This is a genomic window from Bradyrhizobium sp. USDA 376 (genome assembly GCF_054063675.1).
Genome location: NZ_JBSSGN010000001.1, coordinates 8743909 through 8767216 on the forward strand (window position 1 = coordinate 8743909; position 23308 = coordinate 8767216).

Annotated in this window: 21 protein-coding genes; 6 read left to right on the forward strand and 15 right to left on the reverse strand. The window is 64.8% G+C overall.

The window, feature by feature from the left end; translation table 11 throughout:
* Window positions 1-4 precede the first annotated feature (4 nt).
* Complete coding sequence (locus tag ACVJ19_RS41175; protein WP_453954770.1) at window positions 5-3142, reverse strand: efflux RND transporter permease subunit; 3138 nt, start codon at window positions 3140-3142, stop codon at window positions 5-7.
* A 175-nt stretch (window positions 3143-3317) separates the two neighbouring features.
* On the reverse strand, window positions 3318-4424 hold the full coding sequence (locus tag ACVJ19_RS41180; RefSeq protein ID WP_453954771.1) for an efflux RND transporter periplasmic adaptor subunit: 1107 nt from the start codon (window positions 4422-4424) through the stop codon (window positions 3318-3320).
* Between the two features lie 492 nt (window positions 4425-4916).
* On the opposite strand from ACVJ19_RS41180, the gene ACVJ19_RS41185 reads away from it, so the two are divergent.
* The gene (locus ACVJ19_RS41185; RefSeq protein WP_453948482.1) at window positions 4917-6167 is read left to right on the forward strand and encodes an IS110 family RNA-guided transposase; all 1251 of its coding nucleotides are present in this window, start codon (window positions 4917-4919) and stop codon (window positions 6165-6167) included.
* A gap of 216 nt (window positions 6168-6383) precedes the next feature.
* On the opposite strand, the gene ACVJ19_RS41190 is transcribed toward ACVJ19_RS41185, so the two are convergent.
* On the reverse strand, window positions 6384-7715 hold the full coding sequence (locus tag ACVJ19_RS41190; protein ID WP_453954772.1) for an MFS transporter: 1332 nt from the start codon (window positions 7713-7715) through the stop codon (window positions 6384-6386).
* 81 nt (window positions 7716-7796) lie between these two features.
* On the opposite strand from ACVJ19_RS41190, the gene ACVJ19_RS41195 reads away from it, so the two are divergent.
* Entirely contained in the window at window positions 7797-8243 is a 447-nt protein-coding gene (locus tag ACVJ19_RS41195; RefSeq protein ID WP_453955311.1) for a ribosomal maturation YjgA family protein, read from the forward strand.
* A gap of 159 nt (window positions 8244-8402) precedes the next feature.
* On the opposite strand, the gene ACVJ19_RS41200 is transcribed toward ACVJ19_RS41195, so the two are convergent.
* The 3 genes from ACVJ19_RS41200 to ACVJ19_RS41210 all read right to left on the reverse strand — a co-directional run bounded on the left by ACVJ19_RS41200 (window position 8403) and on the right by ACVJ19_RS41210 (window position 10302).
* Window positions 8403-9566 (reverse strand): winged helix-turn-helix domain-containing protein, encoded by a 1164-nt coding sequence (locus tag ACVJ19_RS41200; protein ID WP_453954773.1) that lies wholly within the window; start codon window positions 9564-9566, stop codon window positions 8403-8405.
* Between the two features lie 114 nt (window positions 9567-9680).
* The gene (locus tag ACVJ19_RS41205) at window positions 9681-9935 is read right to left on the reverse strand and encodes a hypothetical protein (RefSeq protein ID WP_453954774.1); all 255 of its coding nucleotides are present in this window, start codon (window positions 9933-9935) and stop codon (window positions 9681-9683) included.
* A gap of 121 nt (window positions 9936-10056) precedes the next feature.
* A complete protein-coding gene (locus ACVJ19_RS41210; RefSeq protein ID WP_453954775.1) occupies window positions 10057-10302 on the reverse strand; it encodes a hypothetical protein in 246 nt (81 codons plus the stop codon).
* Between the two features lie 499 nt (window positions 10303-10801).
* Here ACVJ19_RS41210 and ACVJ19_RS41215 point away from each other — a divergent pair, with 499 nt between their 5' ends.
* Complete coding sequence (locus tag ACVJ19_RS41215; protein ID WP_453954776.1) at window positions 10802-11443, forward strand: OmpA family protein; 642 nt, start codon at window positions 10802-10804, stop codon at window positions 11441-11443.
* A gap of 54 nt (window positions 11444-11497) precedes the next feature.
* On the opposite strand, the gene ACVJ19_RS41220 is transcribed toward ACVJ19_RS41215, so the two are convergent.
* The gene (locus ACVJ19_RS41220) at window positions 11498-12778 is read right to left on the reverse strand and encodes a phospholipid carrier-dependent glycosyltransferase (RefSeq protein WP_453954777.1); all 1281 of its coding nucleotides are present in this window, start codon (window positions 12776-12778) and stop codon (window positions 11498-11500) included.
* 200 nt (window positions 12779-12978) lie between these two features.
* Here ACVJ19_RS41220 and ACVJ19_RS41225 point away from each other — a divergent pair, with 200 nt between their 5' ends.
* Window positions 12979-13680, forward strand: a complete 702-nt coding sequence (locus ACVJ19_RS41225) for a FecR family protein (protein WP_453954778.1) — start codon at window positions 12979-12981, stop codon at window positions 13678-13680.
* Between the two features lie 2 nt (window positions 13681-13682).
* Entirely contained in the window at window positions 13683-14870 is a 1188-nt protein-coding gene (locus ACVJ19_RS41230) for a hypothetical protein (protein WP_453954779.1), read from the forward strand.
* A gap of 134 nt (window positions 14871-15004) precedes the next feature.
* Here the strand turns inward: ACVJ19_RS41230 and ACVJ19_RS41235 are convergent, their stop codons facing one another.
* The 3 genes from ACVJ19_RS41235 to ACVJ19_RS41245 form a co-directional block, all read right to left on the reverse strand.
* A complete protein-coding gene (locus ACVJ19_RS41235; protein ID WP_453954780.1) occupies window positions 15005-15493 on the reverse strand; it encodes a VOC family protein in 489 nt (162 codons plus the stop codon).
* A gap of 34 nt (window positions 15494-15527) precedes the next feature.
* Window positions 15528-15956 carry a VOC family protein gene (locus ACVJ19_RS41240; protein WP_453954781.1) on the reverse strand — a complete coding sequence of 143 codons (429 nt, stop codon included), beginning with the start codon at window positions 15954-15956 and terminating at the stop codon, window positions 15528-15530.
* A 133-nt stretch (window positions 15957-16089) separates the two neighbouring features.
* A complete protein-coding gene (locus ACVJ19_RS41245) occupies window positions 16090-16602 on the reverse strand; it encodes a cupin domain-containing protein (protein WP_008568982.1) in 513 nt (170 codons plus the stop codon).
* A 128-nt stretch (window positions 16603-16730) separates the two neighbouring features.
* Between ACVJ19_RS41245 and ACVJ19_RS41250 the strand changes: the two genes are divergently transcribed.
* On the forward strand, window positions 16731-16949 hold the full coding sequence (locus ACVJ19_RS41250) for a CsbD family protein (RefSeq protein WP_453954782.1): 219 nt from the start codon (window positions 16731-16733) through the stop codon (window positions 16947-16949).
* A gap of 159 nt (window positions 16950-17108) precedes the next feature.
* Here the strand turns inward: ACVJ19_RS41250 and ACVJ19_RS41255 are convergent, their stop codons facing one another.
* The 5 genes from ACVJ19_RS41255 to ggt form a co-directional block, all read right to left on the reverse strand.
* Entirely contained in the window at window positions 17109-17573 is a 465-nt protein-coding gene (locus tag ACVJ19_RS41255; protein WP_453954783.1) for an FKBP-type peptidyl-prolyl cis-trans isomerase, read from the reverse strand.
* 61 nt (window positions 17574-17634) lie between these two features.
* Window positions 17635-19923 (reverse strand): xanthine dehydrogenase family protein molybdopterin-binding subunit, encoded by a 2289-nt coding sequence (locus ACVJ19_RS41260; protein ID WP_453954784.1) that lies wholly within the window; start codon window positions 19921-19923, stop codon window positions 17635-17637.
* A 2-nt stretch (window positions 19924-19925) separates the two neighbouring features.
* Window positions 19926-20912, reverse strand: a complete 987-nt coding sequence (locus ACVJ19_RS41265) for an FAD binding domain-containing protein (RefSeq protein WP_453954785.1) — start codon at window positions 20910-20912, stop codon at window positions 19926-19928.
* 4 nt (window positions 20913-20916) lie between these two features.
* Window positions 20917-21483, reverse strand: a complete 567-nt coding sequence (locus ACVJ19_RS41270; protein WP_453955312.1) for a (2Fe-2S)-binding protein — start codon at window positions 21481-21483, stop codon at window positions 20917-20919.
* A gap of 219 nt (window positions 21484-21702) precedes the next feature.
* Entirely contained in the window at window positions 21703-23289 is a 1587-nt protein-coding gene (ggt, locus tag ACVJ19_RS41275) for a gamma-glutamyltransferase (RefSeq protein ID WP_453954786.1), read from the reverse strand.
* Window positions 23290-23308: the final 19 nt, after the last annotated feature.

The window sequence follows — 23308 nt, forward strand, 5'->3', positions numbered from 1 at the left end:
TCATTTATTCAGCCGCTTCAGCAAGCGGAATTGCATGCTGGTCATCGCTCCCATGCTGCGGCGCGGCAGGCTGCTCGGGGGTACCCGCCTCATCCAGGCTCTTGCGGAACCACAGGGCGTAGAGGCCCGGCAGGTACAGGAGCGTCAGGAACGTCGCCACAAACAGGCCACCCATGATGGTGATCGCCATCGGGCCCCAGAAGGCCGAGCGCGACAGCGGGATCATGGCGAGGATCGCGGCGAGCGCCGTCAGCACCACCGGGCGGGCACGGCGGACGGTCGCCTCCACGATCGCCTCGCGCCGGGTCAGGCCGTGGCTGACGTCGGTCTCGATCTGGTCGACCAGGATGACCGTGTTGCGCATGATCATGCCGGCGAGTGCGATCAGGCCGAGCAGCGCCACGAAGCCGAACGGGGCATTGGCGACGTTGAGGCCGAAGGAGGCGCCGACGATGCCGAGCGGCGCGGTCAGGAACACCAGGATCAGGCGCGAGAAGCTCTGCAGCTGGATCATCAGCAGCGTCAGCATCACCATGACCATCACCGGGAAGAGGATGAAGATCGAGGCGTTGCCCTTGGCAGACTCTTCGAACGCGCCGCCCGGCTCGATCCGGTAGGCCGGCTCGAGGTGGTCCTTGATCGCCTTCAGCTTCGGCGTGATCTGGTTGGTCACGTCGGGCGCCTGCACGCCGTCGACGACGTCGGAGCGCACGGTGATCGCCATGTCGCGGTTACGCCGCCACATGATCGGCTCTTCGTGGGCATATTCGATCTTGGCGATCTGCTGCAGCGGCACGGCGACGCCATTGCGCGAAGTGATGGTGAGATCGCCGACGCCGCCGAGGTCGAGGCGCTCGGACGGGATCGCACGGGCGACCACGCCAACCTTCTCGATGCCGTCGCGCACGGTGGTGACCTGCGAGCCCGAGATCAGCATGGCGAGCGCCTGCGAGACGTCCTGCGGGGTCAGGCCCATGGCACGGGCGCGGTCCTGGTCGACGACGAGCTTCAGGTAGGGCGACTGCTCGTTCCAGTCGAGCTGGACGTCCTTGACGCTCTTGTTCTGGCGCATGACGTCGCGGACCTGGTAGGCGATCTCGCGCACCTTGTTGGCGTCGGGGCCGATCACGCGGAACTGCACGGGGAAGCCGACCGGCGGACCGAAGTTGAAGCGGTCGACGCGCACGCGCGCCTCGGACAGGAAGCCTTCGGCAGCAGCGTTCTCGATCTTGGCCTTGATGCGCTCGCGCGCCTCGACGCCCTTGGCGACGATGACGACCTCGGCAAAGGCCTCGTTCGGCAGCTGCGGGTTGAGGCCGAGCCAGAAGCGCGGCGAGCCCTGGCCGACATAGGACGTATAGGTCTCGATGTCCTTGTCGTCCTTGAGCAGGGTCTCGGCCTTCTTGACCGCCTTCTCGGTGACGTTGAAGGCGGTGCCCTCGGGCAGGCGCAGCTGGAGGAACAGCTCGGGCCGTTCCGACAGCGGGAAGAACTGCTGCTGGACATGGCCGAAGCCGACGATCGAGGCGACGAAGACGCCGACGGTCGCGACCACCACGGTGATGCGGTGGTTGACGCACCATTGCACGATGGCGCGCAGGCCCCGGTACATGCGGGTCTCATAGACTGCGTGCGGATCGTGATTGTGGTGCGCCTTCATCTCGGGCAGCAGCTTGACGCCGATATAGGGCGTGAAGATCACCGCGACGAACCACGAGGCGACCAGCGCGATCGCCACGATCCAGAAGATGCTGCCGGCATATTCGCCGACCGCCGAATTGGCAAAGCCGATGGGGAGGAAGCCAGCGGCCGTGACCAGCGTTCCCGTGAGCATCGGAAACGCAGTTGATTCCCAGGCAAAGGACGCCGCGCGCATGCGGTCCCAGCCCTGCTCCATCTTCACCACCATCATCTCGACCGCGATGATGGCGTCGTCGACGAGCAGGCCGAGCGCGATGATCAGCGCACCCAGCGTGATGCGGTGCAGGTCGAGCGACATCGTGTTCATGACGATGAAGACGATACCGAGCACCAGGGGCACCGACAGCGCGACCACGATGCCGGTGCGCCAGCCGAGCGCCAGGAACGAGACGAACAGCACGATGACGAGCGCTTCCATGAAGGAGTGCACGAACTCGCCGACGGCGTGCTCGACCACCTTGGGCTGGTCGGCGATCAGCTTGACGTCGATGCCCTGCGGCACGGCCTTCATGAACTCGGCTGTCGCCTTCTCGACCTCCTTGCCGAGCTCGAGGATGTTGGCGCCCTTGGCGGTGACGACGCCGATGCCGATGGCGGCCTTGCCTTCCTGGCGGACGACGAAGCTCGGCGGATCGACATAGCCGTGGGTGACGGTGGCGATATCCCCTAAGCGGAACACGCGGCCGTTGCTCTCGACCGGCGTTTCGGCGACGGCCTTGGCGCCGTCGAGCGCACCGGTGACGCGCAGCGGCACACGCTGCGAGGAGGTCTCGACCGTGCCGGCGGGGGTCACATTGTTCTGCTTGGCGAGCGAATCGAACAGCGCCTGCGGCGTGATGCCGAGGGTGGCGAGCTTCGCATGCGAAAACTCGACGAAGATGCGCTCATCCTGATTGCCGTAGACGTCGACCTTGGTGACGCCGGGCACCTTGAGCAGGCGCTGGCGAAAACCTTCGGAGACCTTCTTGAGCTGGGCATAGTCGGCGCCGTCGCCGGTCATCATGTAGAGGATGGAATCGACGTCGGAGAACTCGTCGTTGACGACGGGTCCGAGAATGCCGGAGGGCAGCTGGCCCTGCACGTCGACCAGCTTCTTGCGCAGCAGATAGAAGAGATAGGGCACGTCCTTCGGCGGCGTGTTGTCGCGGAAGGTCACCTGGAGTGCGGCGAAGCCGGGCTTGGAATAGGTCTGCACCTTCTCGAAATAGGGCAGCTCCTGGATCTTCTTCTCGATGGGATCGGCGACCTGCGCCTGCATCTCCTGCGACGTCGCACCCGGCCACATCACGGAAACGTTCACCGTCTTGACCGTGAAGAACGGGTCCTCGGCGCGGCCGAGCTTCTCATAGGAGAAGAAGCCGGCAACGCCGAGGATGATCATCAGGAAGAGAACCAGCGTCGGATGGCTGACGGCCCAGGCCGAAAGGTTGAAGCGCTTCATCGCACTCTCCGAAGGTCGATCCAGTTAAAAACGACAGCCGCTCTGTTCAAACCGTCGTCGCGAGGCAGCGAAGCAATCCAGGGGGCTGGGCAGGTTCTGGATCGCTTCGCCGCTTCAGCCTTTGCTTAGGGACAAGGGCCGAAACTCACCTCACACGACGTAACTTGTAAAAAACCTAGAACGACAGTGACGACACGACCCGCACCCGCTGGCCCGGATCGAGCTTCTGCACGCCGAGGGCGACGATCTTGGCGCCCTCTTCGACACCGCCGGTGATGACGACGTCGTTGCTCTCGTAGGACTTCACCGTCACCGGCTTGAGCGTGACGCCGCCGTTGTCGTCGACGACGTAGAAGGACGGCTTGCCGCCTTCGTTGAACAGCGCCGACAGCGGCAGCCGCGCGACGCGCTCGGTGGCAGCGTCCGACAGCGTCAGCGTCGCGGTCATGCCGAGCGCGACCTTGTCGTCGGCCTCGGGCAGCGAGAACTTCGCAAGATAGGTGCGGGTGGCGGGATCCGCCGCCGGCGCGATCTCGCGCAGCTTCGCTGCGTACTTCTTGTCCGGCTCCGACCAAAGAGTGACGCTGGCGACGCCCGACTTGGCGCGTCCAACCAGCGTCTCAGGGATCGCGACGACCGCTTCCTTCTCGGCAAAGCGGGCGACACGGATCGAAGCCTGGCCCGCGGCGACCACCTGGCCGGGCTCGATCAGCGTTGCGGTGACGACGCCACGGGCGTCGGCGTTGAGCGTCGCGTAGGAAAGGGAATTCTTGCTCAGCTCGAGCGCGCGCTCGGCGCGGTTCAGGCGGGCGCGGGCCTCGTCGGCGGACGCCCGGCTCGAATCCATCTGCGCGTCGGTGGTCCAGCCCTTGGCCTTCAAATCCTTGGCGCGCTGCTCGGCGGCGGCGGCCTGGGCCAGCACACCGGTCGCGGCGGTCTGCTCGGCCAGGGCCTGCTCGGCCTGGAGCTTCAGGTCGACTTCGTCGAGAGTGGCGAGCGGCTGGCCGATCTCGACGGTCTGGCCGACTTCCACGAGGCGTTTTGCAACTTTACCGGCGACGCGGAAGCCCAGGTCACTCTCGATCCGGGGCCGAACGGTGCCGACGAAGCTCCGCTCCGGGGTCTCGGCATCATAATGCGCGGTCGCCACCAGAACCGGCCGCGGCGGCTCGGCCTTTTCGGCGACGGTGTCATTGCACCCGGCCAGGGCGGCGGCCATCAGGGCCAGCGACACACCCGCCAAAAGCTTGGAATAGCTGGACAAAACGGACCGGACGAACATCGGAGGACACTCCTGCGGCTGCAATGAGAGGAATGTCGACTAATCACTGATAAAAGTCAATAATCGTCAGTCATCAGGAAAGCGTGATCGTTAAGGGGTGGTAAGGATTGGGGACTATTGCCTCGAAGGTGCGATTGTAGGGTTGGGCAGTCCGGGTCCGGCGCCTTGGGCGAGATGCCGTAGGGTGGGCAAAGGCGCGTCAGCGCCGTGCCCACCATTCGTTTCGATTGGCATAGAGGGGGTGGGCACGCTTCGCTTTGCCCACCCTGTACCCTTTTGGGGTTCGCATCCAGTCGAAGGTGTAGACTGGAACACGGGCCGATCCGCCGGGAGCAGCCTTGCCCACCTGTGTCTTGAACACCGACGTAGGAGCCGCGCCCCGGCAGAGCGGCCGCGGTCGAGATCCAGTAGGAGGTTCGCGCCGAGAGCGCCAGTACAGGGATCGATCAGGATCGCGGTGGCCCGCTTTTTGAGAGCAAGGAGGTCCCAACAATGCTCGAAGATGTACGCTGGTTCGTCGGGATCGATTGGGCAACGCAGAGCCATAGCGTTTGCCTGCTGGATACCGAAGGAAGACAGGTTGCTCACTGCGAGTTCGCCCATGAGGGTGCGGGCCTGACGGAGTTGCGCGACTGGCTGCTGCAGAAGACCAACGCCGCACCGGGGCAGATCGCCGTGGCGATCGAGATGCCGCACGGCCCGGTGGTGGAGGTGTTGCTCGAACACGGGTTTGCGGTGTTCGCGATCAATCCCAAGCAGCTTGACCGCTTCCGTGATCGCTTCACGGTGGCTGGTGCCAAGGATGACCGCCGCGATGCCCATGTGCTCGGAGCTTCGCTCCGCACGGATCGCGCGGCGTTCCGTCGGCTTGTGGTCGACGATCCCACGATGATCGAGCTGCGCGAGTGGTCGCGCTTGGCCGACGAACTGCAGCAGGAGCGCACACGTCTTGCCAACCGGCTGCGCAAGCAGTTGTGGCGATATTATCCGCAGGCCACCAAGCTGACCGACGATGTCGCTGACGAATGGTTCCTGGCGCTTTGGCAGATGGTGCCGACGCCGGCCCGTGCGGCCAAGGCCAGCGAGAAGGCAATTGCACGCGTTCTGAAAGCCCATCGCATCCGCCGCCTTGATGCGGCGGGGGTGCTTGAAACTTTACGCGAGGCCCCGCTGTTCGTGGCACCCGGCACCACCGAGGCCGCCTGCGCACACATCCGCAGCTTGGCGGCACGACTGCACCTGGTCAATCAGCAGATCAAGGAGGCGCATCAGAACCTGGACCGTCTGTGCGTCGCAATCGAAGGCGAGGAGAAGGCCTCGGGGCAGAGCTCGGAGCAGTGCGACGTGACGATCCTTCGCTCCTGGCCAGGAATCGGCAGGATCCATCTCGCCACACTGCTCGCCGAGGCCGCAGAGCCTCTGCGCAGGCGAGATTATCATGCTCTGCGCGCCTTGGCAGGGGCCGCGCCGGTGACGCGGCAAAGCGGCAAGCAACGCTTCGTGATCCGTCGCCTCGCCTGCAACAGGCGGCTACAGAGCGCCGTCCATCACTGGTCGCGGGTCGCCATCCAACACGATGAGGCCAGCAGGCGACGCTATGATGCCTTGCGACAGCGAGGACATGGCCACGCGCGTGCTCTGCGCACTGTAGGGGATCGCTTGCTCTTTGCCTTGTGCACGACGCTCAAGCGACACACCCCATACGAGGCGGACTATAGCGCAAGGACCTCCACTAAAGCCTGAGCCTCATTCCTTTGTTCGGCCGGTGTGACCATTCCTTCGTCCCGACCTGCCGATCGCCACAGCGCCGCGCGCAGACGCTGTCCAGGAGGCCGTCGGCACCGGCAACGCCGGCGCGAAGCGTCCTGGACGGCGGCGAGCACGGCGCTATGCTCGCCCATCAAGGACGTCTACCTCTTGACCACGGGTAGGAGGTCCTACGGGACCGTTCACTCGGCTCTACCGCCCCTGATCAGCGAACTCGTGCTTGGTGTCGTGGCGACCCACGAACACCAGGATGCCGGCGAGCAGCGGCAGGACGGCGAGAACGAGCAGACCGGTCGAGGTCTGCCCCGTCGCTTCCTTGACCCAGCCGATCAGATACGGACCGCCGAAGCCGGCGAGGTTGCCGATCGAGTTGATCAGCGCGATGGCGCCGGCGGCGGCCGTGCCGGAGAGCCAGGCGGTCGGCAGGGTCCAGAACACACCGAAGCAGCAGAACACGCCGATTGCAGCGACGGTCAGCGCCACCATCGTCGCCGTGGGATCGGTGAGATAGGAGGAGATGCCGAGCGCGACCGCCGTGAGCAGCAGCGGCGCGCCGACATGGAACACGCGTTCGCGCGTCGCATCTGAATGCCGCGCCCACAGGATCATGGCGATGGTGCCGAACAGATACGGGATCGCGGTGACGAAGCCGGTCTGCGCATTGGTGAGGCCGAACGCCTTGACGATCTGCGGCAGCCAGAACTGCATGCCGTAGAGCGCGCCGACGAAGCCGAAATAGATCAGGCTGAGCGCGATCACCTTCGGCGAGGACAGCGCCTCGCCGAGCGAGAAATGCTTCACCGCCTGCTTGGCCGCGATCTCGGAATCGAGCTTCGCCTTGAGCCAGGCCTTCTGCTCGGCCGAGAGCCAGTCCGCCTTCTCCGGCTTGTCGGTGAGATAGAACCAGGTGACGATGCCGAGCAGCACCGAGGGGATGCCCTCGATGATGAACAGCCACTGCCAGCCCCTCAGCCCCATCATGCCGTCGAGCCCGAGCAGCAGGCCGGAGATCGGCGCGCCGATCACGGTCGAGACCGGCACGGCGATGGCGAAGGCCGCGAGGAAGCGGGCGCGATATTCGGCCGGATACCAATAGGTGAGGTAGAGGATGATGCCCGGGAAGAAACCGGCCTCGGCGACGCCAAGCAGGAAGCGCAGGACGTAGAAGCTGGTCACGCCGCTGACCATCGCCATCAGCGCCGAGATGATGCCCCACGTCACCATGATGCGGGCGATCCAGCGGCTGGCGCCGAACTTCTCCAGTGCCAGGTTGCTCGGCACCTCGAAGATGAAATAGCCGATGAAGAAGATGCCGGCACCCCAGGAGAAGATCAGCGGCGTGAACTTCAACTCCGCGTTCATGGTCAGCGCGGCGAAGCCGAGATTGACGCGGTCGAGATAGGAGAAGAAGTAGGCCAGCACCAGGAACGGAATCAGGCGCCAGGAGATGGCGCGGATCGTCGATGTCTCGATGTCCGACTTGGCGGCGCCGGCGGAACCGGCATAGGTCGTGGTCTGGCTCATGGCTTTCCCCCCGGGGTTGTTGCTTTTATGGGCTGGCTCGCGGTTTTCCGCATTGCGGGCGAAGAGTCAATGGAGCGAGCAATGCACGGGGCGCAACCAGTCAACTCCATTGCACCGCTCCGGACATCGCTGACCCGCGCCGCCCTCGCGCTGGTCGTGATCGCCTGCGGGCTGTCCTTGCGCTGGTACGGCTTTCCGCTTGGACTTCCCGCCTTCGTGGTGAAGTACGGCGGCTCGCTGCTGTGGGCGACGATGGTGTTTCTGCTGGTCGGGGTTCTACTGCCGCGGCTATCGCGAATGCAGATCACGGTCATCGCGGTGGTGATTGCAGTCGTCGTGGAATTCTCTCGGCTGGTGCATGTGCCATGGCTCGATGCGTTCCGGCTCACGACGGCCGGCGCGCTGCTGCTCGGGCGGATATTCTCGCAGTGGAATTTGGTGGCGTATGCGATCGGTATTGCGTTCGGGGTTTGGATCGATCGGCTCGTCGCAATGCGCGGTCTCGTAGGGTGGGCAAAGGCGCCCTAGCGCCGTGCCCACGATTTTTCTTCGTGCTCAAGGAAGGTGGGCACGCTTCGCTTTGCCCACCCTACGAGACCGGTCTCTGCTGAAACAGAAGAGGTGGGTTACGCCGAGCGATTGCGCTTCGCGCAATCGCAGGGCTAACCCACCCTACGAAGGCGTAGCTCACTCCGCCAGCTGAAACCGCTCGAACCGATCGAGCTCCTCCTCGATCACATGCTTGAGCTCCCTGCGCCCCGCCGTCTTCCTGCCCTGCCCGACCCAGCTCCATTTCTGCATCAGGAGCTTCTTCGCCTGCCGGTCGGTCTTCAGATCGAGCGCGGCGACGATCTCGTCGCCGACCAGCACCGGCAGCGCGAAATAGCCGAGCTTCCGTTTCGCCTTCGGCACGTAGGCCTCGAACAGGTGGTTGTAGCCGAAGATGAGGTTGGTGCGCTTGCGCTGGATGATCAGGGGATCGAACGGCGAGAGGATGTGGACGAGATCGGGCGACACCTCGCCGTTCGCTTCCAGCGCCGGGGGCGTGGCCCAATGCTCCTGCCGGCCCGCGCCGTCGATCGCAACGGGCACGAGCTCGCCGCGGCGGACGCGTGAGGCGATCAGGCCCGCCACCGCCTTCTTGCGCGGCGCGTCCAGATGGCAGATCGAATCGAGGCTGACGACGCCTTGCGAGCGCAGCGCGCGGTCGAGCAGATAGGCCGTGATGTCCTTGTTCGAGGCCGGCCTCGGCAGCTTGTCCCAGCCGAAATGGCGCGTCATCAGCTCATAGGTCTTGAGCATGCCCTGGCGCTCGCTGATGGTCGCAACGCCCGTATAGAAGGCGAGCTGCAAGGCCCGCTTCGAGGGTTTGCGGCTCTGCCAAAGGTGCTCCTTCTCGGTGAGCACGTCGTCCTCGATGTCGCGGATCGTCAGCGGCCCGGCACGCAGCAGCCGCATCACCTTGCGCGTGTCGGCAGGCTTGACCGAGGCGTACCATTTGTGGCCCTCGCGGCGGTGCTCGCGCATCGCCGGAAGAAAGAAGCGGAAGTCGCCGGCCGGCACGTAAGAGAGCGCATGGGTCCAATATTCGAACACGCTTCTGTCGACGCTCTGGGCCTGGCGCAGATCGGCGCGGCGATAGGACGGGATGCGGCTGTAAAGGATGTGGTGGTGGCAGCGCTCGATGACGTTGATGGTGTCGATCTGCACATAGCCGAGATGGGAGACCGCATCCGCGACGGCCAGCGCACCCTCGCCGAACGGGGTGCGCTCATCCAGCCGCTGGGCGTGCAGCCAGATCTGCCGGGCCTGTGTGGTGGTGAGGGGAAGCGGTTTGGGCGCGCGTGACATTGCAGGACACAATGTAGCGGAATTCGCGCCAAGAGAAAGAACGGGGCAAGAGAGCGGCTAGGGAAAACCGCGCTGCCATCTGCTGACAGCGCGGCTGGACGGCGCGCGGCGCGCCTACTTCATCGACATCGCCTTCTGCGACTTCATGTAGTGCATGCAGGCGCTCTTCATCTTGCCATTGCTCATGTCGGTGTTGGCCATGGCCATTTCCTTGTTCGCCGCCATCTTGGCCGGCGTGTCGGGGGTGCCGCCCATCGTGGCGGCGGACTTCATCATGTTGTCCTTGGTGCACGCCATCATGGCGGCGGATGCCGGGGACAGCGAAAGAGTGAACGCGACAAAGGCTGCGGCCGTGAGCAAGATCTTCATCGAAAAGTCTCCTCCGTAAAACGAAACCGGCGTCATGCCGGCCTTCGCAATTACGTATTCTCTCGCGCAGACGTTTCGCGGAGAAGACAATTTTCTTGCTGCAATGCGAAGGCAGATGCGGTCAGCGACTGTCCTTCGGCGCCCCGGACCGGCCACCGAGACTGCCCGTGGCGACGTCCGGCTCACATGACGCCCTGCCGCGCCCCTCGGCCTGGCAGCGATAGACGCTGCCGGTGAGACGGTCGACCAGCCACATGTTCTCGTCGGCCGGCGCTTCGAGGCCGACATAGCGCGAGGTGAGCCCCGTGATCAGCGTCGACAGCAGGATCGCCAGCGCGATCATCGCCGCGCCGATATAGATGGGCATGGAGCTCAGGGACACAGTCCGATCCGGCGGGCTACTGCGATAGAACTTATAGTCACTTGGCCTCGGCACTGGACGGTACTCGGCTCCCCTCGTCTGCGGTTGGTGGCGAAGGATTCTGCTAGGCGTGCATCTGGCCGAAAAATTGTTCGCAGACTGGCCATCGCGCGACGGCTTTGCGACGATCGATGAGCACAGGTTTCGTAGTGTGAACCGGCCTTGCCGTTCGTGGCGGCTATCCATGGTGAGCTGGGTCACGCCAGGACAACCGCAGCTCGAACCCGCGCCGGGAAGGATGCGACCAACTCCTCTTCCCGCGCTCGCGTCCCCTTGGACCGGACCGCACGGCTGGGCCATCATGCGGCAGAAACCCGCAAAATTGCGCCAGGATGGCCTCGGAAACCTCCACTTCTACCGTGACCAGGGTCACACTTCGGCCTTTGAACCTCCCCTATGCTCGCAGCATCAAATCGCCATCAGGCGTTACAGCGAGGATACGACAATGACCCGTTTTGATAAGTTTTTTGGACTGAAGGCGATCACTCTTACCGCAGCGCTGTCGATGACGGCGAGCTTTGCACTGGCCGGCGACAACAATTTCTCCGCCAGCCAGATCGTGGACGCGCTGAAGCCGAAGCCGGTGACCCGCGGCCTGTCCGTTGGTCCGCAGGCCGATCCGACTGCGCAGGCCAAGGAAGCGACGTTCCTGAACACAGTGCGCAACCGCTCGACCCGGTCGCTCTCGATGGGCGAGCGCGAGCAGATCGCCGAGTTAGCCGCGACCAAGCCGAAGATCGATCTGGAGATCCAGTTCGACTACAACTCGGCCGACATCGCCAAGACCTCGGTGCCGTCGGTGCAGGCGCTCGGCAAGGCGCTGTCCGATCCGGCGCTGAAGGGCTCGACCTTCGTGGTCGCCGGTCACACCGATACGATCGGCGGCGAAGAGTACAATCAAGGCCTCTCCGAACGGCGCGCCGACACCATCAAGAAGTATCTGGTGCAGAACTACGGCCTCAACGGCACCGATCTCGTCACCGTCGGCTACGGCAAGACCAAGCTGAAGGATACCGCCAACGGCGCCGACCCGATCAACCGCCGCGTCCAGGTCGTGAACATGGACACCAAGACCGCGTCGAAATGATTTCGAACCGTCGCGCGAAACACGCCGCCTGCCGCACCCCGGCAGGCGGCGATGTCATATCCAGCTCTGGAACAGCATCAGCCGATTGAAATGCTGCATCGACGTGCCGATGAAGGCCGCCGAGACCGGCAGCATGACCACAAAGCTGATCGCGGCGACGCCGACATAGGCCCACAGCAGCCAGCGCGGCATGCCGCCCCGGCGCAGCACGTAGACCAGTGCGAGGGAAGCTGCGGTCGCGGCCGGCAGGTAGTAGTAGATGAACCCCAGCGTGCGCGGCAGCAACGCCCAGGCAAGCCAGGGCCCGAAGTAAAACGCCGCGATCAGGAACGCGTCCCGGCGGCGTGCGACGACGAAATCGCGCAGCACGACCGCGAGCGCGAGCAGTGCCGGCCACGCCACCAGCGGATTGCCGAGGAAGACGATCGCGGAGACGTTGTCCTCCGCCGTCTTGTCGAACAGGAACCACACCGGACGCGCGAGCAACGGCCAGGACGGCCACGCGCTCATATAGGTATGGCCGGCGATCGCGGTGGTGGTGTTGTCGGCAAAAATCCGGCGCTGCGCCTCGACCAGATCCGGCAGCGACAATCCATAGAGCGGGACGAACGCGGCGAGATAGGTCATTGCGGGAAGCACGGCGAAGCAAAGCGCGACATGGAGCGCCTTGAAGTCCGGCCAGAGGTCGGGCCGATACCAATCGTCCGGCTTTGCGTCGGCGAACAGCGTGCGCCAGCTCTGCATCAGGCGGATCACGCCAATGATGACGATGCAGACGCCGAGCGAAAACAGGCCGCTCCATTTGCAGGCTGCGGCAAGGCCGAACAGGCAGCCCGCCACCGCGAACAGTGCGTGCGGCCGCTCTTTGCGAAAGCCATGCAGGAAGGCCGCGGTCGCGAGCAGACCGAAACCGAGCGCATAGATGTCGAGCATCGCGACGCGCGCCTGCACGTAGAGCATCTGGTTGAAGGCCGCGATCAGCGCGGCGGCGATCGCCGGCCCCTGCGCCGCGAACAGCGCGAGGCCGCACAGATAGATCGCGACGATGGCGAGTGCGCCAAACAATGCCCCGGGATAGCGCCAGGCAAACGCGTTGTCACCGAAGGTCGCGATCGACGCCGCGATCAGCTCCTTGGCCAGCGGCGGATGCATCGGATTGAGCATCGGCTGCGACATCACCGGCGCCAGCATCTGGCGCGCCGCCGGCACGTAATGCACCTCGTCGAAGACGAATTTATCCGGCGTGGTGAGTCCGATCAGCAGCGCCAGATGCGCGAGCAGGAAAATCGCGACAGCAATTGCTGCGCTCCGCGACACCTTCGGAACCGCAGGCAATTCCAGCGTCTCTTGTGGGGCTGTTTTACGTGGCAAATCGGCTTCACCGCGGAGAAAAATAAATTGGCTCTCGTCATTGAACGCATTCTGCCGCAGCTGTCACTAAGCATGACGCACGTCCTGCGCCGCTTGTGATAATTCCGCCACATCAGAAGCGCGCGCGATCCGGTACGATCAGGGACACATCGATCGGTTGCGAAATGAATTTGCGTTTCTGGCTTTTCCTTACACTGTTCACGTCCGCATTGTGCGCCGCGCCTTGCGCGCAGGCGCAGACACGCGTCGGCGAAGCCGTCGTGATTCAGAACGAGGTGGTGCGGGTGGCCGCGACCACGACGCCGATCAGCGTCGGCGACAGCATGCTGCGCGACGAGACCGTGCGCACCGGCGCCGACAGCGCGGCGCGCTTCGTGATGGCCGACAGCACCAATCTGTCGCTCGGCCCGAGCGCGACGCTGAAGCTCGACCGCACCGTCTTCAACGACGAGCGCAGCTATCGCGCCGTTGCGATCCGGATGACGACGGGCGCATTCCGCTTCGTCACCGGACATTCCGACAAGACCGCCTACAAGATCACGACGCCGCTCGCGACCATCGGCGTGCGCGGCACCACGCTCGACATCCTCTCCCAGCGCGGCCGCTCCGTCGTCGTGCTTCAGGATGGCGCCGCGAGCGTCTGCACGCTGAGCTTCCAATGCGTGCAGCTCACTCAGCCCGGTGACACCGCAATCATCACCTCGACCGGCGGCAAGGTCTCCATCACCAAGACCAACACGCCGCCCTGGACCTTCGCGGCCAACTGCGCCGCGAATGCCGGACTATGCTCGGTCAACCAGTACGCCGACGCTTCGCCGACCATCACGCCCGCCGTCCATGACGACGGCATGCTGTGCGGACGCTGACGATGGCGAAGTTCAACGTCAGGAGCCTCATCCTCGCCGCTGCACTGACGGCAGCCGCTGCGTTTTCGCTTGTCGCGTTCAACGCGCGGCCCGCGGCTGCGCAGTCGGCTGAGTGCGGGTCCGAATGCGGCGAGCCGAATCCCTACCCGTCGCCGACGTACTCGCCGTCCCCGACGCCGACACCCACGCCCATATCGACGCCGACACCCACACCAACGCCGATACCTTCTCCCTCGCCATCACCGAACCCCTATCCGTCGCCCTCGCCGAGCCCGTCTGCACCGCCGGGCCCGACCGGCGCGGATTCCAGCGGCAATTCGATCGGTGGCCTCGCCAATCAGCGCTTCAACCAGATGATCACCAACCGGGTGCTCGGCACGGTGCTGCTCGGCGTCAACGAGCAGGTCAATTGCAGCGACTGCATCAGCGCGTTCGGCTCGGCCGGCTCGTTCTCGGCCGGCATTCACGGCCGCAAGGAGCTGACCAACAATCTGTCGCTGCTCGCCGGCATCGCCTACACCCAATACAACGAGGGCGGCTACAAGATCACCAGCGCGCCGATCGGCGCCTTCGCGCTGCGCTATGACTTTACCGATTGGGGTTCCTCGCGCCCGTTCTTCGATATCGGCACGATCCTGACGCCGTGGGAGAAGGCGCGTTACACCCGCAGCTATAACACCAGCCTCGGCCCGGTCAGCGTCACGAGCTCGACCAACGCTTCGAACTACGCGGTCTATGGCCGTGCCGGCTGGATGAGCCGCGTGTCACCGCGCGACGAGGTCGCAGCCTCGATCGAGGTCTGGCAGCTCTGGCAACGCGTCTCCGGCTATAGCGACAGTGCGGTGGCGTTCAATCCATTCGACGCCAGCATCGCGACCGGCACCGACCGCACCAGCCTCGTCAAGATCGGCGGCCAGTGGACGCATCTCTACGGCAGCAACATCGAGGCCAACATCAACGGCGGCTGGGTGCAGTCGTTCGCCAGCCATAGCGGCATCGTCGCGACGGTGACCGGCAACGGCACGGTGGTGCCGACCATGGGCAACCAGGGCTGGTTCGAATATGGCGGCCGCCTCGGCTTCCGCGTGCAGAAGGGCTGGATCGTGGACCTGTTCGCCAACGGCACGCTGGGTCCGCAGCCGGTCGGCAACACCATCCACGGCGGCGTGGGGTTGAGGATCAACTACTAGCCGCCGAGCACAGTCTCTTAGCCCGGTCTCGTAGGGTGGGTTAGCGAAGCGTAACCCACCTCTTTCATGTCCGCGGTCACAGAAGTGGTGGGTTACGCCTTCGGCTAACCCACCCTACGGCACCTATGCTGCCCTCACGCCGCCGTCTTGCCCTCGAACGCGCGCCGCAACACCTCGACGTCCAGCTTCACCATCTTCATCATGGCCTGCATCGCACGCGCGGCCGCGGCCTTGTCGGGGCTCGACAGGAACTCGAACATCACCTTCGGCACCACCTGCCAGGCCACGCCCCAGCGATCCCTGAGCCAGCCGCACTGCTCCACCTTGCCGCCATGGGCGAGGAACGCGCTCCAGACGCTGTCGACCTGGGCCTGGTCGTCGCAATGGATCATCAGCGAGATCGCGTGGGTGTACTCCATCTTCATGCCGCCGTTGAGCGCGACCAGGGGCTGCCCGGCCACCGTGAACTCGACCACGAGCACGGAGCCCGTCTTGCCGGACGGGCCGTCCGAAACATTGCGCTGAACGTGCGTGATCTCGGAATTCGGCACCAGCGAGGTGTAGAACTTCGCGGCTTCCTCGGCATCGCCGTTGAACCACATGCAGGGCACGAGCTTGGACATCGTGAATGCTCCTCTTCGGCTGGCTGGGTTTCGATCAGGCGTGCGCCATGTCGGACTGCGCGGCGAAGGCCGCGAGGTCCATCCAGTTCACGCCCCACATGTGGCCATCCGGATCCTCGAAGCTGCGGCCGTACATGAAGCTGTATTCGTCCTTCGGGCCGGGATCGGCCACCCCGCCCGCTGCCTCCGCCTTGCCGACGATCTCGTCGACCTCGTCGCGGCTGTCCGCCGAGAGGCAGAACAGCACCTGGTTCGATATCCTGGCATCCGAGATCGGCTTCGGCGTGAACTGACGAAACTTGTCGTGGGTCAGCAGCATGGCGAAAATGGTCTCGGAGAAGACCATGCAGCTCGCCGTCTCGTCGGAAAATTGCGGGTTCCTGACCGCGCCGACCGCCTCATAGAAAGCGGTGGCGCGCTTGAGGTCGGTCACCGGCAAATTGACGAAGATCATCTTGGGCATCGGAAGCTCCTTGGGCGGGGTTCTGCCCAAGGACGGACGGGCCGACAGCCATCCGACACGGCTTCCGGATAATTTTTTCAGGCTCTGCCTGCGGGATTCTGTCGCACAGAACCGGCAGGCTTTCAGCCAGGCCTTACTTCTTCTCGTTGGGGTCCCGGTGCACCGGGTCGATCCACAGCACGGTCTCGGGCTTCTCGACCGGCTCGATGTCGAGGTTGATCGCCACCGCCTCGCCGTCGCTGCGCACCAGCACGCATTCCAGCACCTCGTCGGGGCTGGCGTTGATCTCCTGGTGCGGCACGTAGGGCGGAACGAAAATGAAATCGCCGGGGCCGGCCTCCGCGGTGAACTGCAGCTTCTCGCCCCAGCGCATCCGCGCCTTGCCCTTCACGACATAGATGACGCTTTCGAGATGACCGTGATGATGCGCGCCGGTCTTGGCGTCGGGCTTGATGCTGACAGTGCCGGCCCACAATTTCTGCGCGCCGACGCGCGCGAAATTGATGGCTGCGGCACGGTCCATGCCTGCCGTCGACGGCACGTTGGTATCGAGCTGGTTGCCGGGAATGACGCGCACGCCGTCATGCTTCCAGCGATCGTCGTGATCGTGGTCATGGTGGGAATGCGAATGATCATGGCCGGTCATGGGACTTGCTTTCTGTTGGTTCCGTGCGCGGCAAAGTAACCTAAAGCCGCATCCGCAAGCCATACCAAAATCGGAACCCTCGTAGCCGCCTGACGTTGTCCTCGCGCGCAAAATGGAAGGAGAGTTTCATGGGCAGCACGACCGACAAGATCAAGGGCACCGCCAACGAGACGATCGGCAAGGCCAAGCAGGGCGTCGGTGAAGCCACCGGCTCCGACCGCATGAAGGGCGAAGGCGCGGTCCAGGAGGTCAAGGGCAAGGGCCAGCAGGCCATGGGCGATGCCAAGGACGCCGCGAAGGACGCGATCGATCGCGCCGCGGCTGCCGCACGCCGCGCCGCGGAGTGACGAGCAGCGTTGAAAGCGAAAAGACCGGCCGCAAGGCCGGTCTTTTTGTTCGTGCTTTCATGATGCCGTCATTCCGGGATGGTGCGCAAGCACCAGACCCGGAATCTCGAGATTCCGGGTTCGATGCTAACGCATCGCCCCGGAATGACGGCTGCGCCGTCACTTCACCGCGAGCAATTCCACGTCGAACATCAGCGTTGCGTTCGGCGGGATCACGCCGCCGGCGCCGCGCGCGCCATAGCCGAGCTGCGGCGGAATGATCAGCGTGCGCTTGCCGCCGACCTTCATCGAGGCGACGCCCTCATCCCAGCCCGCGATCACGCGGCCCTTGCCGATCGGAAACTCGAACGGCTCCTTGCGATCGACCGACGAGTCGAATTTCTTGCCCTTCTGGCCGTTCTCATAGAGCCAGCCGGTATAGTGCATCACGCAGGTCTGGCCGGGCTGCGGCGAGGCGCCGGTGCCGACGGCGGTGTCGATGATCTGCAAGCCTGAAGCTGTGGTCATGGTCTTTCCTGCGGTCTGGGCCGAGGCCGTGGTGGAAACGAAATCGGACACGCTGGCGATCACCGTGATCGCGAGTGCCGACATGATAGCGAGGAGCACGCGCTGGAAACGCTGCATAAGACACCTTCCATTTGAGGCGGGAGGTGTCTAACCCAACGCCGTCGCCGTTTCCACCCCTTTAGACCTCGATATTTTCCAGCCTGACCGGCAGTTTGCGGATGCGCTGACCGGTGGCGTGGTAGAGCGCATTGCAGATCGCCGCATTGGTGCCGACATTGGCGAGCTCGCCGAGGCCCTTCGCGCCCGCGGGGTTGATGTGATCGTCCTGCTCGGAGAGCAGGATCACCTCGACGCCTGCTACATCCGCATTCACGGGCACGAGATAATCGGCAAGATTGTCGTTGACGTAGCGCGCATTGCGCTCGTCGATCTCGGTGGCCTCGAGCAGTGCCGAGGACATGCCCCAGATCAGGCCGCCCATCAGCTGGCTGCGCGCCGTGCGCGGGTTCATGATGCGACCGGCCGCGAAGGCGCCGACCAGGCGGGGGCAGCGGATCTCGTGCGTGAAGCGGTTGACCCTGACCTCGACGAATTCGGCACCGAAGGCGTAAGCGATCTTGTCCTTCATTTGATGGCCGCCGACGAGACGGACATGCCCACTGTGCATGGCCTTGAACGAGTCCAGCGGCGCGCCCTCCGGCTTCCACTCGCCATATTCCTCGACCACGCCGACGCCGAGCGCATCGAAGGCCTTCTCGATATCGAGCGGACGATCGCTCTTCGCGGCCTGGGTGGTCGGCGCCTGGCTGATGCCAACAGTCTCCTTGGCCTTGTCTGTGAGACTGTCAGGCATCACGGCCTTGAACAGGCGCTGGCGAATCTGGTCGCACACCATCATCACCGCCGAGCAGGTGCTGGCGGTCGAGTTCGAACCGCCTGCAACGGGCGCCGGTGGCAGATCGCTGTCGCCGATGAAGACAGCGACCTTCTCCAGGGGCACGCCGAGCCGCTCGGCCGCGGTCTGCGCGATGACCGTATAGGCGCCGGTGCCGATCTCATGGCCGGCGATCTCGACCCGGGTGCGGCCGTCACGCTGGAGGCGCACACGGGCGGCTGCCGGCCCCATCTGTGTCGGATAGCAGGTGGCCGCGCAGCCATAGCCGATCAGCCAGTCCCCCTCCGCCATCGATTTCGGCTGAGCCGATCGCTGCGCCCAACCAAAGGCTTTGGCCGCTTCGTCGAAACATGCCATCAGCGATCGCGACGTATAGGGCTTGCCGCCGATCGGCTCGATAGTGGTGTCATTGATGCGGCGGAGCTCGACCGGGTCCATGTCGAGCTTCACGGCGAGCTCGTCCATCGCGCTTTCCAGCGCGAACAGATACGGCACCTCCGGCGGCGAGCGCATGAAGCCCGGGGTGTTGCGGTCGGCACGCACGATCGACACCAGGCTGTCGACATTCGGGCAGGCATAGAGCCGCGTCGTCGTCTTGGTGCCGCCGACGCAATAGGCGTCCGGGCGCGAGGAGACCTCGGCGCCCTCGTGCCTGAGCGCCACCAGCTTGCCGTCGCGGCTGGCGCCGAGCTTGATCTCGTGGCGCGTCTCGGCGCGGTGGGTCGTGATGGTAAAGCCCTGGTCGCGGGTCGGGACCAGCTTGATCGGCCGGTTCAGCCGCCTGGCGATGCCGGCAATGATTGCGGTGCGCGGCGTCATCGAGCCGCGCGAGCCAAAGCCGCCGCCGACATAAGGGTTGACCACGCGCACCTTGTCGGCGTCGATGCCGAGCTGCTCGGCAACGCCGTTCTTCAGGCCATGGACGTACTGGCTGGGCTCGTAGATGACGAGATCGTCGCCGATCCAGGCGCAGCTCGTCGTGAACAGCTCCATCGGATTGTGGTGCTGCGTCGGCGTATCGTAGGCCGCTGTGAGCTTTATCTCGGCCGCCTCGAACGCCCCAGCGAAATCGCCGACCTTCGGGTCTTCCTTGAACTGCGAATTTTGTCCCTTCGCGGCGGCCGTCGTCGTGCCCGGCGAATCGAAGGTCGCGCTGGGCGTAGCGACCGTATAGCTGACCTTGACGCGGTTGGCCGCCTCGCGCGCGGCCTCGTAGCTTTCGGCGACGACGACCGCGATGATCTGGCCGTCATGGGCGATGTCGGGCGACTTCAGCGGCTGGATCGTGGTCCCGGCGTAGCCGCCATTGCTGAACAGTTTCGACTCCTTCAGATCAGGCGCATTCTCGTGCGTAACGATGTCGATCACGCCGCGCACGGCCCTCGCGTCCTCGAGATCGAATCTGTCGATGCGGCCCTTGGCGATCGCGCTGGTGACGAGGAACGCGTAGGCCGGATTGGCCAGCGGCATGTCGGACGCGTAGGTCGCCCGCCCCGTGACCTTCGAGCGCGCGTCATAACGCGGCACGGCCTGGCCCATATTCGCCTTCGGCTCGGGAGCTGCAGCGGTCATGGTCATATCTCCATCGTTACGGCCTGCTGGAGCGCGCGTGCCACCACGCGCTTGCCGAGCGCGATCTTGAAGCTGTTGTGCCGGCGGCCGCGCGCGTCTGCAAAGGCGGCATCGGCAGCGCGCTGCGCCAGGCCGTCGTCGAATCTCTGCCCCTTCAGCAGCGCCTCCGCCTCGCGGGCGCGCCAGGGGACCGTGGCAACGCCGCCGAGCGCGACCCGTGCGTCCCGGATCGTGCCATCCTGCACGTCGAGAGCGATCGCGGCGGACGACAAGGCGAATTCGTAGGACTGCCGATCCCGCGCCTTGAGATAGACCGAACGCGGCCAGCGGCCGGAGACAGTAAAGGCCGAGATCAACTCGCCCGGCTGAAGCGTGGTCTCGATGTCTGGCGAATTGCCCGGCGCCTTGTGCAGCTCTGCGAAGGGCATGCTGCGGCTGCCGGACTTGCCCGTGATCTCGACCTTCGCATCCAGCGCGATCAGGGCCTGGGCGAAATCGCCGGGATAGGTCGCGATGCACTGGTCGGAAACGCCGAGCACCGCATGCATGCGGTTGACGCCGTCCATCGCCGCGCAACCCGAGCCAGGATTGCGCTTGTTGCAGTTCTCGTAGGAGACATCGCGAAAATAGCTGCAGCGCGTCCGCTGCATCACGTTGCCGCCGAGCGTTGCCATGTTGCGCAGCTGGGCGCTGGCGGCGAGCTTCAGCGAATTGGCGATGACAGGATAATTGCGCTGGATCTCATCATGCGCAGCGACGTCGGACATTTTTGCGAGCGCGCCGAGCCGAAGGTTCTCACGGCCAGGCTCGATCGCCGACCAGCCACGCGCGAGCGGATTGATGTCGACGATCGCGGTCGGCCGCATCACGTCGAGCTTCATCAGGTCGATCAGCGTTGTGCCGCCGGCGAGCGGCTGCGCGGCGGCTGCGCTCAGCGCCTGGACGGCCATGTCAGGGTCCGTCGCCCTCTGATACAGGAAGGGTCGCATGCGGCTAGCCTTTCAAGATCTCGGGCGCCGCCTGCTTCACGGCCGCGACGATGTTGGGATAGGCGGCACATCGGCAGATGTTCCCGCTCATATATTCGCGGATATCGGCCTCGGAGCCGGCATGGCCTTCCTTCACGCAAGCAATCGCCGACATGATCTGGCCGGGCGTGCAATAACCGCATTGGAACGCATCATTGTCGACGAACGCCTGCTGCATCGGGTGCAGGCGATCATCGGTGGCGAGGCCTTCGATCGTCGCGATCTCCAGCCCTTCGGCTGCGAGCGCCAGCGTCAGGCACGACACGACGCGGCGGTCACCGATCAGCACCGTGCAGGCGCCGCACTGGCCGTGATCGCAGCCTTTCTTGCTGCCGGTGAGGCCCATATGCTCGCGAAGTGCATCGAGCACGGTCGTGCGCGCATCGATGCGCAGACGCCGATCCTTGCCGTTCACATGCAGCGTGACGTCGACCGGCACTGATGGATCCTGCATCGCCGGCGCGCGTGGGTCCTGCGAGGCAGCAGCGCGCGCCGTAATCGGAACGAGCGCGCTGCCGGCAGCACCGGCCATGAAGGCGCGTCGGTCGAAGCCGGACGGTCTGGAACTCGAGTTGTCGGGCATGAACGGCCTCCGCCGCGTTCGAATCAAGCAGCGCACACCTGCGCCGCTCCGCCCTTAACTGGGAGCAATGAGTCCCGTTCCGAATGAGAAAGGGCGGCGCAGCAGATGCCGCGCCGCCCTCCGTCAACTTTTCCTGATCGTCTGCGAAGAACCTGTCTCGCAGCCCGATCAATAACCCAGCGCGCAGCCGTCCTTGCGCGGATCGGAACCACCGGTGAGCGTGCCCTTCTCCCAGTCGATCCAGATCGCCTGGGCGCCGCCGAGCGGGCCGACCACGCTGGTAGTCTTGTGGCCGAGCTTCTTCAGGCCTTCGACGACGTCGGCGGGAACGCTGTCCTCGAGCTGGTACTGGCCCTCGTAGTGCAGGCCGCGCGGCATGTCGATCGCCTCCTGCACGTCGCAGCCATAGTCGAGGATGTTGGTCAGCAGATGAGTCTGGCCGGTCGGCTGGTACTGGCCGCCCATCACCGCGAACGACATCGTGGAACGACCGCCCTTGGTGAGCAGGCCCGGCATGATCGTGTGCAGCGGGCGCTTGCCGCCTTCGATGCAGTTGGGATGGCCCGGCTGGATGCGGAAACCGCCGGCGCGGTTCTGGAACAGCACGCCGGTCTTGTCGGAGACGATCGCCGAGCCGAAGGAATGCGCGACCGAGTTGATGAACGAGCAGACGTTGCGGTCCTTGTCCACCACCGTGATGTAGATGGTCGAGGGATTCATCGGCGGTGCGACATTGGGCAGGTCGAGCATGCCGTCCATGCGGATCTTGCTGATGTACTCGTCGGCAAAACCCTTCTCCAGCATCTCGGCGACGTTGATCTTCATGTGCGCAGGCGAGGCAACGTGCATCTCGCGATTCATGTAGGCGATGCGCGCGGCTTCCGCCTCGAGATGGAAGCGCTCGACGCTCACGGGTGCGTACTTGGTCAAGTCGAAGCGCGACAGGATGTTGAGCATCAGGAGCGCGGTGACGCCCGGGCCGTTCGGCGGGCACTGCCAGACGTCGTGGCCCTTGTACATGGTGCCGATCGGCGTGGTGACTTCGGTCGTGTGCGCGGCGAAATCGTCGAGCGTGTGCAGGCCGCCGATACCGCGCAGGGTCTCGACCATGTCCTCCGCGATCGCACCCTTGTAGAAGGCGTCGCGGCCGTCCTTGGCGATGGCGCGCAGCGTCTTGCCGAGCTCGGCCTGGCGGAGGACGTCGCCGGCCACCGGCGGCTTGCCGCCCGGCAGCAGGTAACGCACGGTGTTGGTGCCATTCTTCAGCTTCTCGAACTGGTTCTTCCAGTCGAAGGCGATGCGCGGGGCGACGACATAGCCTTCCTCGGCCGCCTTGATCGCGGGCTGGAGCAGGCGGTCGAAGCCGAACTTGCCGTGATCGCGCAGCACGGTCGCAAAAGCGTCGATCACGCCGGGGATCGAGACCGCATGCGCCGAGGTCAGCGGCACGGAGTTGATCTTGCGCTCGAGGTACCAGTCGGCATTCGCCGCCTTCGGGGCGCGGCCGGAGCCGTTATAGGCGATGATCTTGCCTTCGCCGCGCGGCTGGATCAGCGCGAAGCAGTCGCCGCCGATGCCGGTCGATTGCGGCTCGATCACGCCGAGCACGGCCGAGCCGGCGACCGCCGCGTCCACCGCCGTGCCGCCCTCGCGCAGCACCTCGATCGCGGCCAGCGAGGCCTGCGGATGCGAGGTCGCAACCATGGCGTTGGTGGCGTGGACCGTGGACCTGCCGGGGAAATGGAAGTTTCTCATCGAATTTTTGCTCTCGTTA

Coding starts and splice junctions, on each gene's coding strand:
- ACVJ19_RS41250 (WP_453954782.1), top strand. CDS start 16,731: ATGGGCAGCACGACCGACAAGATCAAGGGCACCGCCAACGAGACGATC.
- ACVJ19_RS41175 (WP_453954770.1), bottom strand. CDS start 3,142: ATGAAGCGCTTCAACCTTTCGGCCTGGGCCGTCAGCCATCCGACGCTG.
- ACVJ19_RS41245 (WP_008568982.1), bottom strand. CDS start 16,602: ATGACCGGCCATGATCATTCGCATTCCCACCATGACCACGATCACGAC.
- ACVJ19_RS41235 (WP_453954780.1), bottom strand. CDS start 15,493: ATGTCCAAGCTCGTGCCCTGCATGTGGTTCAACGGCGATGCCGAGGAA.
- ACVJ19_RS41205 (WP_453954774.1), bottom strand. CDS start 9,935: ATGAAGATCTTGCTCACGGCCGCAGCCTTTGTCGCGTTCACTCTTTCG.
- ACVJ19_RS41180 (WP_453954771.1), bottom strand. CDS start 4,424: ATGTTCGTCCGGTCCGTTTTGTCCAGCTATTCCAAGCTTTTGGCGGGT.
- ACVJ19_RS41240 (WP_453954781.1), bottom strand. CDS start 15,956: ATGCCCAAGATGATCTTCGTCAATTTGCCGGTGACCGACCTCAAGCGC.
- ACVJ19_RS41210 (WP_453954775.1), bottom strand. CDS start 10,302: ATGCCCATCTATATCGGCGCGGCGATGATCGCGCTGGCGATCCTGCTG.
- ACVJ19_RS41190 (WP_453954772.1), bottom strand. CDS start 7,715: ATGAGCCAGACCACGACCTATGCCGGTTCCGCCGGCGCCGCCAAGTCG.
- ACVJ19_RS41195 (WP_453955311.1), top strand. CDS start 7,797: ATGCACGGGGCGCAACCAGTCAACTCCATTGCACCGCTCCGGACATCG.
- ACVJ19_RS41230 (WP_453954779.1), top strand. CDS start 13,683: ATGGCGAAGTTCAACGTCAGGAGCCTCATCCTCGCCGCTGCACTGACG.
- ACVJ19_RS41225 (WP_453954778.1), top strand. CDS start 12,979: ATGAATTTGCGTTTCTGGCTTTTCCTTACACTGTTCACGTCCGCATTG.
- ggt (WP_453954786.1), bottom strand. CDS start 23,289: ATGAGAAACTTCCATTTCCCCGGCAGGTCCACGGTCCACGCCACCAAC.
- ACVJ19_RS41265 (WP_453954785.1), bottom strand. CDS start 20,912: ATGCGACCCTTCCTGTATCAGAGGGCGACGGACCCTGACATGGCCGTC.
- ACVJ19_RS41215 (WP_453954776.1), top strand. CDS start 10,802: ATGACCCGTTTTGATAAGTTTTTTGGACTGAAGGCGATCACTCTTACC.
- ACVJ19_RS41185 (WP_453948482.1), top strand. CDS start 4,917: ATGCTCGAAGATGTACGCTGGTTCGTCGGGATCGATTGGGCAACGCAG.
- ACVJ19_RS41260 (WP_453954784.1), bottom strand. CDS start 19,923: ATGACCGCTGCAGCTCCCGAGCCGAAGGCGAATATGGGCCAGGCCGTG.
- ACVJ19_RS41200 (WP_453954773.1), bottom strand. CDS start 9,566: ATGTCACGCGCGCCCAAACCGCTTCCCCTCACCACCACACAGGCCCGG.
- ACVJ19_RS41270 (WP_453955312.1), bottom strand. CDS start 21,483: ATGGCCGGTGCTGCCGGCAGCGCGCTCGTTCCGATTACGGCGCGCGCT.
- ACVJ19_RS41255 (WP_453954783.1), bottom strand. CDS start 17,573: ATGCAGCGTTTCCAGCGCGTGCTCCTCGCTATCATGTCGGCACTCGCG.